This is a genomic window from Brevibacterium sanguinis (assembly GCF_003315415.1).
Taxonomy (GTDB): Bacteria; Actinomycetota; Actinomycetes; order Actinomycetales; family Brevibacteriaceae; genus Brevibacterium; species Brevibacterium celere_A.
In genome coordinates this window covers 137,757-150,739 of sequence record NZ_QNSB01000001.1, presented here as the reverse complement: position 1 = coordinate 150,739, position 12,983 = coordinate 137,757, and the positions used below count along the sequence as shown (strand labels likewise).

Genomic DNA, 12,983 nt, shown 5'->3' with positions numbered 1-12,983 from the left:
CTTCCTTCAGACGAGGACATGATCGACATCGAGGGACGAGACGGCGGCGAACCCGAGGTCACTCGGACCGACCCCCCGGCCCACGAGCTCGGCGCCGAGAGCCGCGACCATCGCCCCGTTGTCGGTGCACAGCCGCAGCGGAGGCACGCGCAGGGTCATCCCTGCCTCGGCGCAGCGCTCACCGAGGACCTGGCGCAGGTGGGAGTTCGCGGCGACCCCACCGCCGAGGACGACGTGGTCGATTCCCGTGTCCGCGGCGGCGAGCAGCGTCTTCGTCACGAGCACATCGACCACGGCGTCCTCGAATCCGGCGGCGATGTCGGCCACCCGCAGGTCCGCCCCGGTGACCTCGGCCCTCGTCACCTCGCGCAGGGCGGCGGTCTTGAGGCCGGAGAAGGAGAAGCTGTAGCGGCGCTCGGGGTCCCTGAGGTCGGACTTGCGGGCGAGCCCGCGCGGGAACCGCACCGCGGTGCGATCGCCGGGAACGCCGGAGCCGTCGAGGAGCCCGAGGGCGGCCTTCGAGATGTTGGGCCCGCCCGGGTAGTCGAGTCCGAGCAGCCGGGCGGTCTTGTCGAACGCCTCCCCCGCCGCGTCGTCGATCGTCGCCCCGAGGAGTTCGATGTCGTCGACGATGTCGCCGATGCGCAGGATCTCCGTGTGCCCGCCCGAGACGAGCAGGGCGATGGTCGGCGTGCGCAGACCGTCGACGTCCTCGGCGACGAGGTCGACGGCGACATGGGCGGCGAGGTGGTTGACCCCGTAGAGGGGGAGGTCGAGGGCCGCGGCCAGGCCCTTCGCCGCCCCGACCCCGACCATGAGGGCACCGCTGAGCCCGGGCCCGGCGGTGACGGCGACGGCATCGAGCTCGGACAGGCGGATGCCGGCCTCGCGGCAGGCGGAGTCGATCGCGGGGCCGATCGCCTGCACGTGGGCGCGGGAGGCGACCTCGGGGACGACCCCGCCGAAGCGGACGTGGTCGTCCATCGACGAGGAGACGGTGTTCGTCAGCAGGGTGCGGCCGCGGACGATGCCGACCCCGGTCTCGTCGCACGAGGATTCGATGCCGAGGACCAGCGGTTCGCTCATCGCGCCTCCTCGTCGACCTCGAGCGCGGAGTACCGCGCGGTCAGGGTCGCCTCGTCCGTCGCGGCGAACTCGGCGCCCAGGGTGTGGGCGAACAGGCGCAGGTGCGTGTCCCACATCGGCCCGTGGTCGGCGGCGAACCGGCGGGCGGACTCCACGTCGGCGGCCGTCTGCGTGAACACGAGCACGGTGCCCGCGGGTTCGGCCCCCGTGCCCGGGGCGGCTCCCGCCTCCTCGGCGGTCTCGAGGCCGATGAGCCGCAGACCGAGCACCCCGAAGTCGTCGAGTTCGACGAGCACGTGCTCCTCGGGCTCGCAGCTGAGGATCTCGCCCTCGAGTTCGGTCTCGCCGAGGTCGAAGACGACCGTGGCGATCGGCGCCTCCTCGGCGGCGCCGTCCTCCGGGGCCTCCGCGGCGGCGATCGGGTCCGGGGACACGGCGCCGTCGTCCTCGACGCGGAACGGGGCGAACCACGCTCCCGCGGCCGATCCGTCGACGAGCGCGGCCCAGGCCGTCGCGGGAGTCGCGGGCAGGCGCAACTCGATGACGAGATCGGTGCCGTTCTCCCAGCTGACCAGTCGCGGGTGGATCATGCCTCGGCCCAGCAGTCCTCGAGCGCGCTGATCTCCGCCTCGGTGAGGACGAGCTCCGTTCCCGCGAGCAGTTCGGTGAGCTGCTCGGGCACCCGCGCCGAGGCGATCGTCGCGGGGATGAAGTCGTGGCTGAGCTGCCAGGCGATGGCCGTGGCGGTCATCGAGGCGCCGTGGGCGGAGGCGACGTCGTGGAGGACCTCGAGGGCGCCGAGTGCGTCCTGGTTCTCCAGCAGGTCGGCCACCCGGTCCCCGCGCACGCTGTCGGCGGCGTCTCCGCCGGTGTGCTTGCCGGTGAGGAACCCCGAGGCCAGGGAGTGGAACGGGAGTTCGGCGATGCCCTCGGCACGCAGGAACGTCTGCTTCTGCCTGTCGACGGCGCTGCGGGAGACGAGATTGTACTCGTCCTGGACCACGCGGTAGCAGGCCAAGGAGTACTTCTCGCAGATCTTCAGGGCCGAGCGCAGCCGCTCGAGGCCGAAGTTCGAGGCCCCGAGGTAGCGGACCTTGCCGGAGCGCACGAGCGCGTCGAAGGTCTCGGCCACGGCGAGCTGGTCGACCTCCTCGTCGTCGATGTGGGCGTAGTAGAGGTCGATGTGATCGGTGCCGAGGCGACGCAGGGAGGCGTCGATGCACTCGCGGATGTTGGCGGGGTCGAGTCCCGCGTGCTTCGGGTGCATTCCGACCTTCGTGGCGATGACCATGTCGTCGCGGTTGCCGCGCGCTTTCATCCACTCGCCGATGATCGTTTCGGACTCCCCGCCGGAGTTGCCGGGAACCCAGACCGAGTAGACGTCAGCGGTATCGATGAAGTTTCCCCCGGCCTCGGCGTAGGCATCGAGGACGGCGAAACTCTGCTCCTTGTCCGCACCCCAGCCGAAGGGATTGCCTCCCAGCTGGAGGGGATGGACCATGAGTCTCGTGTCAGCCAATTGCACTCGTGTCATGCCCCCAAGCCTAGCGCCCCCGACCCCGGCGGGTCATGGGCCCGCGCGTTGCCCCGCCTCGGCCGGGACTCTAAGCTGGAGGCCCGCGAGCAAGGAGGCAGCATGCCGAGCGACTTCTCCGCGCGTCTGCGCGAGGCGACGGCCACGATCCACTCCGATGTGGAGAACCGCGGCTTCGTCGTCGATCTCATGGACGGCCGGCTCGATGCCCGCGCCTACGCCCTCCTGCTCACCCAGTACGAGGTCATCTACGCCGAGCTCGAGCGGAGGGCCGCGGAGTTCGGCGCGCATCCAGTCTTCGCCCCCTTCGCCGACGATCGGCTCGACCGTCACGCCCGGATCGTCCACGACCTCGACCGTCTCCGGGCGGGCCTCGACGACCCCGACCCACCCGTCGTCGAGGCGACCGGCCGGTATGCGGAGCGGCTGCGCGGGCTGCGCTCCCCCGAGGCGCTCCTCGCCCATCACTACACGCGGTACCTCGGTGACCTGTCGGGCGGCCTGGCCATCGGCGCGCTCATGGCCAGGCACTACGGGATCGAGGCCGAGGCGCTGACGATGTGGGACTTCGCGGAGATCGGGAAGACGAAGCCCTTCAAGGACGCCTACCGGAGGAGACTCGACGCCCTGGCCGGGACCGGCGGCGACGAGGAGGCCGTCATCGCCGAGGCGCTCGTGGCGTTCGAGCTCAACGGTGAGGTGCTCAGCGAGATCGCCGACCTCACTCCGTCGTCGTCAGCCGCATGAGGAGCGCATCGCTGCCGGGATAGTAGTCGGGGCGCCGTCCCCATTCGGTGAACCCGAAGGATTCGTAGAGGCCGATGGCCGCGGGGTTGGAGCTGTCGACCTCGAGGTGGACGGTCCGCGCGCCGCGGGACCGCGCCCAGTCGAGTCCCGCGGTGAGGACGGCCCGCCCCACTCCCTGCCCGCGGGCGCGCTCGGTTGTCGCGATCGTCATCACGTCGGCCTCCTGGCCGGCGCTCGACATGACGATCCAGCCCGCCAGGGACTCCGCGCTCAGCTCCCCCGCCGCGGCGTCGAGCTCGGCGACGATCATCTCGGTACCCGGCTGCGCCATGACCGCCCAGTAGTAGCCGAGTGTCCACGCCGTCGCGCCGAAGATCCGGGCGTCGGCGGCCGCGACGACGTCGAGCTCCCACCACCGCAGCGGCCGGAGGAGCGGAGTCATCTCAGCGTGCTCTCGCGGACCGGTGCGGCCTTCGCGTCGGGCTCGCGCAGATACTCGGGCACGGGCTCGGGCAGCTCGCGACCGGCGGCGAGCTCACGGGCGGCGGCCATGACGAGGTGCTCGGCCTTCGGATCGAGGAGATCGTGCGGTTGAGGTGCGCCGAGGACGTCGGCGTAGAGCGCGAACCCCCGTCCGATCCGCGCGGCGGCGGAGTCGCCGGGGAACCCCGCCGCCGCGAGCACCTCGGCGACGTCGACGGGCGCGGCGACGAAGGGCCCGGCGAGAAGGCCGGCACCGCCGTTCGCCACCGGCTCGGGCGGTGGACCGTAGACGCTGAGGTAGACCTCCCGGCGGCGGGCGTCTCCGGCGACGAGCACCGGGCCGGTCACCGGGCCGAGAGCGTTGAGCTCCTCGGCCAGCGCCGCATGGGAGAGCATCCCGTGCACGGGGATCCCGCGTGCCGCACCGACCGCGATCCCCGCGGCGATCCCGACGCGCAGTCCCGTGAACGGGCCGGGTCCGATGCCGACGACGACGCGGTCCGGGGAGGCCGGGTGCGCCAGGACCCGCGCGAGCGCCGGGCCGATGAACTCGACGTGACGACGCGGGTCGTCGGCCTGCTCGGCGGCGAGGACGGTGGCCGTGGAGGTGTCGACGAGGGCGACCGAGGCGGACTGGGAGGTGTCGATGCCGAGAATGATCATGCGCTGTCCTCTTCGCAGTCGAGCCCCGCGGCCCGGATCGAGCCGATGACACGGGGCAGCCGGTCGGTCCATGTCTCACCGTGCGCGGTGAGCTCGACGAGGCGCGCCTCGTCGGCGGGTTCGTCCGCGTCGTCGTCGGATTCGTCCCAGTCGGCGGGTTCGCCCGCGCCTGGTTCGCCCGTGCCCGGTTCGTCCGCGTCGGACTCGGCAGTCGGTTCCCCGGTGCGGGAGATCGCGATGCTCAGGTAGTCGGTGCTCAGGGTCTCGGCGAGGCCCGCGCCCCATTCGACGACGGTGATCGACTCGGCGAGCTCGGAGTCGAGGTCGAGGTCCTCGAGCTCGGCGGCGTCGGACAGGCGATAGGCGTCGACGTGGACGAGCGTCGGTCCGGCACCGGCCGAGGGGTGCTCACGGGCGATGATGAAGGTCGGCGAGGTGATGCGGCCCTGCACGCCGAGGTGGGAGCCCAGGGCCTGGGTGAACGTCGTCTTCCCCGCCCCGAGGTTCCCCGAGAGGATGAGGAGGTCACCCGGGGCCAGATGCCCGGCGAGCGCCTCGGCGAAGGCCCTCATCTGGGCCAATGATCTCAACAGTGCTTTCATCGTGTCCCTGGTGGCAGCGGCGTCCGGTCGACGCGGGCGCTGATCCGCGTGACGATCTCGTAGTTGATGGTATCCGACCAGGTTGCCCACTCATCGGCGCTGGGTCCGCCGGGACCGAGGATGACGACCTCGTCGCCGAGGTCGACGGCTCCCTCGCCGACGTCGATGACCATCTGGTCCATCGCGATCCGTCCGACGACGGGGTAGCGGCGGCCGCGGATGGCCACCTCGGCGCGGTTCGACGCCGCGCGCGGGATCCCGTCCCCGTAGCCGCCGGGCACGAGCGCGAACCGGGTGTCATGCTCGGTCGTATAGGTCAGCCCGTAGGAGGCCCCGTGGCCGGCGGGCACGTGCTTGAGGTTGACGACCTCGGAGACGAGCCGCATGACCGGGCGCAGTCCCAGGTCGGCCGGGGTCCGGCCCTCCAGCGGTGAGAGCCCGTAGAGGGCGAGGCCCACGCGTGCCGATGTTCCGGGCAGGGGGTCGAGGGTGAGCGCGGCCGGGGAGTTGGCGATGTGGATGTCGAGCCGGTCGGGGTCGCCGAGGCGTCCGGAGGCCGCGGTGAGGACGGCGCGCAGCCGGCGGCGGGCGGAGTCGAAGACCGCGACCTGCTCGGCGGTCTCCGCGCGCTCGGGTTCGTCGGCGACGGCGAAGTGGCTCATGATCCCGACGATCTCGATGCCGGTGGGCGAGGAGGCCCCGGGCGCGCCGGAAGCGCCGGGCACCGGTCCTGCGGCGATCTCCTCGAGCCGGTGCAGGGCGTCGTCGAAGTCCGCGGGGCTGAAGCCGTTGCGGCCCAGGCCGCTGTCGACCTTGAGGTGGACGCGGGCGCCGCGCCCTGCCCGGCGGGCCGCGTCCCGGACGGAGTCGAGGCACGCCAGCGTCGAGACGCCGATCTCGATGCCGGCGCCGACGGCGGGGGCGAAGTCGGTCTCGGGGCCGTGGAGCCAGGCGGAGATGACGGCGGACTCGCCGAGGATCTCCCGCAGGGCGAGTGCCTCGGGGATCGTGGCGACCCCGAACTCCCGCCAGCCTGCGGCGAAGAGGCTGCCGGCGACGATGTCGATCCCGTGTCCGTAGGCGTTGGCCTTGACGATGCACTTGAGCCGGGCCGGGGAGAGCCGACCAGCGAGGGTCTCGGCGTTGGCGCGCAGGGCCGCCTCGTCGATCTCGGCCCGCACCAGGGACCCGGAGCTCTCGATTCTGGTCACTGGACAAGAGTACCGTCCGGGCCTCGACGCCCGGCGCCGGGAGTCGTCGGTTCCGAGCTCGGAGGTCACCTCGGCGAGTCCGAGGCGCTCGGGTCCGGGTGGAGCAGCCCCTCGACGACGTCGCCGACCGCCGTCGCCAGCTGCCCGGCGTTGACGCAGCGCGAACCGGCGGCGTTGTGGACGAGGACGGCGAGGCCGAGAGTGCGTGCGATCGTGCGGTCGTCGAGGGACTCCCCCGGCTCCGCGCCGCGTCGCGTCGCCCGCGCATGGGCCCCGGCGAGGAGTGACCCGATGATCCCGGAGAGGACGTCCCCCGACCCGGCCGTCGCCAGGCTGGGAGGGCCGGACTCCGGCAGCACGGCGTACCCGTCGGGACAGGCGATGACGGTGCTCCCGCCCTTGAGCAGCACGATGTGACCCGTCCTGCTCGCCGCCCGCCGGGCCCAGCCCAGCGGATCCGCGGTGATCCGGGAGGCGGAGACGTCCTCGCCGAGGAGGCGGCTGAGCAGCCGCGCCAGCTCGCCGGCGTGCGGGGTGAGGACGACGGGCCGTCCGGTCAGCGCCGCGGCGTCGTCGCCGACCAGGGCCAGCGAGCCGGCGTCGAGGACGAGGGGGACGTCCGTGTCGGCGATCGCCTCGAGCGCGGGGGCGACGAACTCGTCCTCGGGGTCCCCCGATCCCATGACGAGGGCGTCGACCGCACCCTCGGCGGTGACCACCTCGGGGTGGTGGGTGAGGACCCGGTCGGCGACGCTCGCGGCTCCGAGGTACCGGACCATCCCGATGCCGGATCCCACCGCCGAGGTGGTCGTGAGCACCCCGGCACCCGGATAGGTCGCCGATCCGGCGACGACGCCGAGCACCCCGCGCGAGTACTTGTGATCGTCCGCGCGAGGACGCGGAAAGTCGGCGGCGAGATCGGGCCCGACCATCACCTCGGCGGCGGCCCGGGCGGCGTCGAGGTCGAGGCCGATGTCGACGACGTGGACACGGCCGGTGAACCGGCGCACGCGCGGGTCGATGAGCTCGGCCTTGAGCCCGCCGAAGGTGACGGTGTGGTCGGCGTGGATCCGCTCGCCGGCGGTCTCCGGATCCGCGGGGTCGAGGTCGGAGGGAACGTCGACGGCGATGACGGTGCCCGGCGTCGGCCCGCCTCGGCGCCAGTCGCGGATGAGGCCGGTGATGTGGGCGGGCAGCCCGCGCCTGCCGCCGGTGCCGAGGATCCCGTCGAGGACGAGATCGGCGCGGCGAAGCGTCTCGAGGGCATCCGCGGCGGGGACTGCGGCGAGGTCGATGGCGCGGGCGCCGGCCCGGCGGGCGGCCCGCAGCCCCTCGTCGTGGGTGCGGTCGAAGAGGAGGACGATGCTCACCTGCGCCCCGCCCCGGGCCAGCGACGCGGCGGCGAAGAGGGCGTCCCCGGCGTTGTTGCCCGGTCCTGCGAGCACGCAGACCCGCGACCCCGCCACCCGCCGGTCCCGCGCCGCCCGGCCGCGCGCGCGGAGGGCGGCGGCGGAGTACAGGGCGAGTGCGGTGGCCGCGCGCTCCATCAGCGGTGCGCCCGCGCCGAGGAGGGGGACCTCGGCCGCGCGGATCACCTCACCGGGATAGGCCCGTTCGCTCATCGACTGCTCCTTCCGTCGTCGGTCGTGTCGGTCAGCGCTCCCGGCGCAGCAGCGGGTCGACGGGCCTCGCGTCCCCGCAGCCCTCCTCGGCGAGCCGGGCGAGGCGGCGTCCGGCCAGGTGCGCGAGGAACAGTGCCTGGTCCGCGAGCGCGGCATCGCTGTGCCGGGCCCGGGGCGAGTGGTTGGACTCACGGTCCGCGACCGGCAGGTCGGGCATCGCCGCACCGATGTGCCCGTAGGCACCCGGCACGGCCGCGAGCACTCGGGAGAAGTCCTCCGAACCCGGGATCGGGTTGTCCCTGACGACCGCTCGGTCGGGACCGAAGAGGTCGGCGAAGGTCGAGAGGAAGAACTCGGCATGGTCGTCGTCGTTGATCGTCGGCGGCAGCACCCGTTCGTACTCGATGCCTGCCTCGAGTCCGTGGGCGGAGACGAGGTCCGAGACGAGCTTCGGCAGCTCCGCCTCGGCGCGGTCGGTCACCTCGTCGGAGAAGGTGCGGATGCTCACGACGAGCTCGGCGTGGTCGGGGATGACGTTGGCGGCGGTGCCGCCGTTGAACTGACCGACGGTGATGACGAGCGGGTCGAAGATGTCGAAGCGGCGGGTGACGAACTCCTGGAGCTGTCCGACGAGCATCGCGCCGACCTGGATCGGGTCGAGACCCGTGTGCGGCCGGGAGGCGTGCCCGCCCTTGCCGCGGACCATGATCCGCATCCTCGAGAACGCCGCCATGTAGGGGCCGGGGCGGCAGTACGCCACGCCGAGGTCCTGGTCGGCGGAGACGTGGATGCCGTAGGCCGCGCGCACCCGGGAGCCAGAGGCGTCGAGGACCCCTTCGTCGATCATCACTCCGGCGCCGTTGAAGCCCTCCTCGCCGGGCTGGAACATGAACACGACGTCACCGGGCAGGCTGTCGCGGACGCGGTGGAGCAGCTCGACGGCGCCGACGAGGCCGGCGGTGTGGAGATCGTGCCCGCAGGCGTGCATCCGCCCCGAGGTGGAGGCGAACTCGAAGCCGGTCGCCTCGTTGACGGGCAGGGCGTCCATGTCGCCGCGCAGCAGCACGGCCGGCACCTCACCGGTGGCGTCGGGGCGCCGGCGGCCCCCGCGCAGGACCGCGACGACCGAGGACAGGTCGCGGCCGCGGATGATCTCGAGGTCGAGCCCGGCGAGCGCCTCGCACACGAGCTCCTGGGTGCGCGGCAGGTGGAGGCCGACCTCGGCGGCGGCGTGGAGGGACCGGCGGAGGTCGATGATGCCGGGAGCGATCTCCGCGGCGTCCTCGACCGTCGGCAGCCGGGCCGTCATGGGCCGGGAGCCGGAGGGACCGGGAGCGCCGGGATCGGCGGCGGTGGGCTGCGGGGCGGAGGGATCGGACGACAGACTCATACCGCGAGTCTATTCCCCGTCCCCCGCCGAGGTGGGGGTGCGTGTCGCGGTGACCGGCGTCAGTCCCACTCGACGCCGGGGCTCAGCGATTCTCCGCTGCCCTCGGCGATGACGAATGTCATCGTGAGATGCGCGTCGTGGGTGATCGAGAGGTGGAGGCGCTCCCCGCCGATGGCCCGGAAGTGCTCGAGCACGAGCCCGGACAGGCGGAAGCTCGGCGCCCCGGACCTCGCGGGCACCACCTCGGCGGACTGCCAGGGCAGCCACCCGGGGAAGCCGATCGCCTTCTTCAGGGCCTCCTTGGCGGAGAACCGCGCCGCCAGGGAGGCGTCCGTCCGGCGCTTGCCGTTGCGCTTGAGCTGCTCGGCCGGGGTGAGCAGGCGGTCGAGGAGCTCGGGCACGCGCTCGATGTGCTCGGCGAAGCGCGGCACGTCGGCGATGTCCGTGCCGATTCCCAGGATCGCCATGGCTCTTCCCTCACTCCCGTCGCTGCCCGGCCGGGTGCGAGTGCACCCGGCCCTGAGTCCCCGTGTCCGATCGTCCTGCTCGACCGTCCTACTCGACCGTCACGGACTTGGCGAGGTTGCGGGGCTGATCGACGTCGAGTCCCTTCGCCGTCGCCAGCTCCATCGCGAAGATCTGGAGCGGGACCGTGGTGAGCAGGGGCGCGAGCAGGGTCGTCGTCTCGGGGACGTAGATGACCTCGGAGGCGAAGTCGCGCACGGCCTCGTCGCCCTCCTCGGCGATGACGACGGTGTTGGCTCCGCGGGCCCGGACCTCCTGGATGTTGGAGATCACCTTGGCGTGGAGCGAGTCGCGGCCGCGGCGGCTGGGGACGACGATGATGACGAGTTGACCGTCGTCGATGAGCGCGATGGGACCGTGCTTGAGCTCACCGGCGGCGAAGCCCTCGGCGTGGATGTAGGCGAGCTCCTTGAGCTTGAGCGCGCCCTCCATCGCCACGGGATAGCCGACGTGGCGGCCGAGGAACAGGACCGACTCGACGTCCTGGTTGCGACGGGCCAGCTCGAGGACCTGCTCCTTGCCGACGTCGAGGACGGCCTGGATCTTCTCCGGGATCGCCTGCAGCTCGGAGAGGATGACGCCGATCTCGTCGCGGAACTTGTTGCCCCGCAGCTGGGCGAGGTAGAGGCCGAGCAGGTAGCAGGCGACGACCTGGGACAGGAACGCCTTCGTCGAGGCGACCGCGATCTCGGGTCCCGCGTGGGTGTAGAGCGCGGCGTCGGATTCGCGCGGGATGGTCGAGCCGAAGGTGTTGCAGATGGCGATGACCTTCGCGCCCTGCTGGCGGGCGTGGCGCACGGCCATGATCGTGTCCATCGTCTCTCCGGACTGGGAGACGGCCACGACGAGGGTCTTCTCGTTGACGACCGGATCGCGGTAGCGGAACTCGTGCGCGAGCTCGACCTCGACGGGGATGCGGCACCAGTGCTCGATCGCGTACTTCGCGACCTGCCCGGCGTAGGCGGCGGTGCCGCAGGCGATGACGACGATCTTGTCGACGGTCTTGAGCACCGTCTCGTCGATGTGCATCTCGTCGAGCGTCAGCCGGCCCTCGGTGTCGAGGCGTCCGAGCAGGGTGTCGGCGACGGCCTGCGGCTGGTCGTGGATCTCCTTGTCCATGAACGAGGAGAACCCGCCCTTCTCGGCGGCGGCGGTGTCCCAGTCGACGTCGAAGCGGACGCCCTCGACAGGGTTGCCCTCGGTGTCGGTGATGGCGACGGTCTCGGGGGTGATGGTGACGACCTCGTCCTGGCCGATCTCGACCGCGCTGCGCGTGTAGTCGATGAAGGCGGCGACGTCGGAGCCGAGGAAGTTCTCCCCCTCGCCGAGGCCGATGACCAGCGGCGAGTTGCGGCGGGCGGCGACGACGGTGTCGGGGACGTCGGCGTGGACGGCGAGCAGGGTGAAGGCGCCTTCGAGTTCGGTCGCGGTGATCCGCATCGCCTCGCTGAGGTCGCCCGTGGCCCGGTAGTTCTTGCCGAGCTGGGCGGCGGCGACCTCGGTGTCGGTCTGGGAGGCGAACTCGACGCCCTCGGCGACGAGATCGGCCTTGAGCTGGGCGAAGTTCTCGATGATCCCGTTGTGGATGAGGGCGAGCTTCCCGCCGTCGGCCAGGTGCGGGTGGGCGTTGACGTCGGTCGGTCCGCCGTGGGTCGCCCAGCGGGTGTGGCCGATGCCGACCTGCGCGGCCGGCAGGGGCGCGGCGTCGAGTTCATCGAGCAGGGCGGAGAGCTTGCCCGCCTTCTTCGCCGACAGGAGCTCACCCTCGGGTGAGACGAGGGCGACGCCGGCGGAATCGTATCCGCGGTATTCGAGCCTCTTGAGGCCGCCGAGCACGACATCGAGCGCCGTATGGTCTGCGCCGTCGACGGCGGTCCTGGATACATAACCTACGATTCCACACATGCCTGGAATTCTATGCAATCAAGTCAAGCGCCGCGCTCAGCGCCATCCCAGGTGACACCGGACGTGACGCAGGGCACCAGGCGGCGCGACAGGTCGCGGTCGGCCCGCGCATGACGCATGACACAATTGGCCCATGCCATCAGTCGATCCGCACCTCGACCGTGCCCGTCGCCTCGCCGGACTCAGCCCCCGACGCCGCACCGACGACCAGCCGACCTCCCCGTTCTGGGAGTTCGACCGCGAGGTCTGGGGCACCCTGGCCCAGTCCACTCCCCTGCCGCTGAAGCAGCGCGACATCGAACGCCTCCGGGGCCTCGGCGACCGGATCGACCTCGACGAGGTGGCACAGGTCTACCTCCCGCTCTCCCGCCTGCTCAACCTCTACGTCTCGGCCCGGCAGAGCAAGCATGAGCTGGCCCGCGAGTTCTTCTCCCCACTCCACGAGGCCGGACTCGAACCGCAGAACGCCACCCGCACGCCCTTCGTCATCGGCGTCGCCGGCTCCGTCGCGGTGGGCAAGTCGACGACGGCGCGTGTGCTCCGCGAGCTCATGGCCCGCTGGCCCGACACTCCCCGCGTCGAGCTCATCACCACCGACGGCTTCCTCTACCCCAACGCCGAGCTCGAGCGCCGCGGACTGACCGGCCGCAAGGGATTCCCCGAATCGTACGACCGGCGGCGCCTGCTCCAGTTCATCTCGGCCGTGAAGTCGGGGTCGGAGGAGGTCCGCGCCCCGGTGTACTCGCATCACACGTATGACATCGTCCCCGGCGCCGAGGTGGTCGTGCGCTCCCCCGATGTGCTCATCGTCGAGGGCCTCAACGTCCTCCAGCCCGCCAGACCCCGCAGCGACGGGACGGTGGGCCTGGCGATCAGCGACTACTTCGACTTCTCCGTCTACGTCGACGCCCGGTCCCGGGACATCCGGCAGTGGTACATCACCCGCTTCCTCGCCCTCAAGCACGGCGCGTTCCAGGACCCCGACTCCTACTTCCACCGGTACTCGAAGCTCAGCGACGAGGAGGCGGTGACCCTGTCCTCGGAGATCTGGGACTCGATCAACTTCCCCAACCTCCGGGAGAACGTGCTGCCCAGTCGCGGACGCGCCGATCTCGTCCTCCACAAGTCGGCCGACCACACGATCCGCAAGGTCCAGCTGCGCAAGCTCTGAGGCCCTCCTCCAGCGGGCGGGAGCGCAGGCCGGGTACGCCGAGA

Annotated in this window: 13 protein-coding genes; 2 read left to right on the top strand and 11 right to left on the bottom strand. The window is 71.8% G+C overall.

Annotation, left to right across the window (positions count from 1 at the left end):
- Nucleotides 1-6 precede the first annotated feature (6 nt).
- The 3 genes from tsaD to DFO65_RS00655 are packed head-to-tail and all read right to left on the bottom strand — an operon-like array spanning nt 7 to nt 2,620.
- Nucleotides 7-1,086, bottom strand: a complete 1,080-nt coding sequence (tsaD, locus tag DFO65_RS00665) for a tRNA (adenosine(37)-N6)-threonylcarbamoyltransferase complex transferase subunit TsaD (RefSeq protein WP_113902492.1) — start codon at nt 1,084-1,086, stop codon at nt 7-9.
- Entirely contained in the window at nt 1,083-1,676 is a 594-nt protein-coding gene (locus tag DFO65_RS00660; RefSeq protein ID WP_113902491.1) for a hypothetical protein, read from the bottom strand. The genes tsaD and DFO65_RS00660 overlap by 4 nt, the downstream gene beginning before the upstream one ends.
- Nucleotides 1,673-2,620: an aldo/keto reductase gene (locus tag DFO65_RS00655; RefSeq protein ID WP_113902490.1), complete on the bottom strand. Its 948-nt coding sequence runs from the start codon at nt 2,618-2,620 to the stop codon at nt 1,673-1,675. Before DFO65_RS00655 ends, DFO65_RS00660 begins: the two co-directional genes overlap by 4 nt.
- 102 nt (nt 2,621-2,722) lie before the next feature.
- On the opposite strand from DFO65_RS00655, the gene DFO65_RS00650 reads away from it, so the two are divergent.
- Nucleotides 2,723-3,367: a biliverdin-producing heme oxygenase gene (locus tag DFO65_RS00650; protein WP_113902489.1), complete on the top strand. Its 645-nt coding sequence runs from the start codon at nt 2,723-2,725 to the stop codon at nt 3,365-3,367.
- Here DFO65_RS00650 and DFO65_RS00645 read toward each other — a convergent pair.
- The 8 genes from DFO65_RS00645 to glmS form a co-directional block, all read right to left on the bottom strand.
- On the bottom strand, nt 3,342-3,809 hold the full coding sequence (locus DFO65_RS00645) for a GNAT family N-acetyltransferase (protein ID WP_113902488.1): 468 nt from the start codon (nt 3,807-3,809) through the stop codon (nt 3,342-3,344). The genes DFO65_RS00650 and DFO65_RS00645 overlap by 26 nt on opposite strands.
- Complete coding sequence (tsaB, locus tag DFO65_RS00640; protein WP_113902487.1) at nt 3,806-4,513, bottom strand: tRNA (adenosine(37)-N6)-threonylcarbamoyltransferase complex dimerization subunit type 1 TsaB; 708 nt, start codon at nt 4,511-4,513, stop codon at nt 3,806-3,808. Before tsaB ends, DFO65_RS00645 begins: the two co-directional genes overlap by 4 nt.
- The gene (gene tsaE / locus DFO65_RS00635; protein ID WP_113902486.1) at nt 4,510-5,115 is read right to left on the bottom strand and encodes a tRNA (adenosine(37)-N6)-threonylcarbamoyltransferase complex ATPase subunit type 1 TsaE; all 606 of its coding nucleotides are present in this window, start codon (nt 5,113-5,115) and stop codon (nt 4,510-4,512) included. The genes tsaB and tsaE overlap by 4 nt, the downstream gene beginning before the upstream one ends.
- Complete coding sequence (alr, locus tag DFO65_RS00630; protein ID WP_113902485.1) at nt 5,112-6,326, bottom strand: alanine racemase; 1,215 nt, start codon at nt 6,324-6,326, stop codon at nt 5,112-5,114. The genes tsaE and alr overlap by 4 nt, the downstream gene beginning before the upstream one ends.
- Before the next feature lie 65 nt (nt 6,327-6,391).
- Nucleotides 6,392-7,948, bottom strand: a complete 1,557-nt coding sequence (locus tag DFO65_RS00625; protein WP_113902484.1) for an NAD(P)H-hydrate dehydratase — start codon at nt 7,946-7,948, stop codon at nt 6,392-6,394.
- 31 nt (nt 7,949-7,979) lie between these two features.
- On the bottom strand, nt 7,980-9,257 hold the full coding sequence (locus tag DFO65_RS00620) for a M20 metallopeptidase family protein (RefSeq protein ID WP_113902847.1): 1,278 nt from the start codon (nt 9,255-9,257) through the stop codon (nt 7,980-7,982).
- Between the two features lie 140 nt (nt 9,258-9,397).
- Nucleotides 9,398-9,805, bottom strand: coding sequence for a holo-ACP synthase (locus DFO65_RS00615; RefSeq protein WP_113902483.1), 408 nt, complete (start codon nt 9,803-9,805; stop codon nt 9,398-9,400).
- A gap of 88 nt (nt 9,806-9,893) precedes the next feature.
- Entirely contained in the window at nt 9,894-11,768 is a 1,875-nt protein-coding gene (glmS, locus tag DFO65_RS00610; RefSeq protein WP_113902482.1) for a glutamine--fructose-6-phosphate transaminase (isomerizing), read from the bottom strand.
- A 133-nt stretch (nt 11,769-11,901) separates the two neighbouring features.
- Here glmS and coaA point away from each other — a divergent pair, with 133 nt between their 5' ends.
- Nucleotides 11,902-12,939: a type I pantothenate kinase gene (gene coaA, locus DFO65_RS00605; protein ID WP_113902481.1), complete on the top strand. Its 1,038-nt coding sequence runs from the start codon at nt 11,902-11,904 to the stop codon at nt 12,937-12,939.
- The last annotated feature ends 44 nt before the right edge of the window (nt 12,940-12,983 follow it).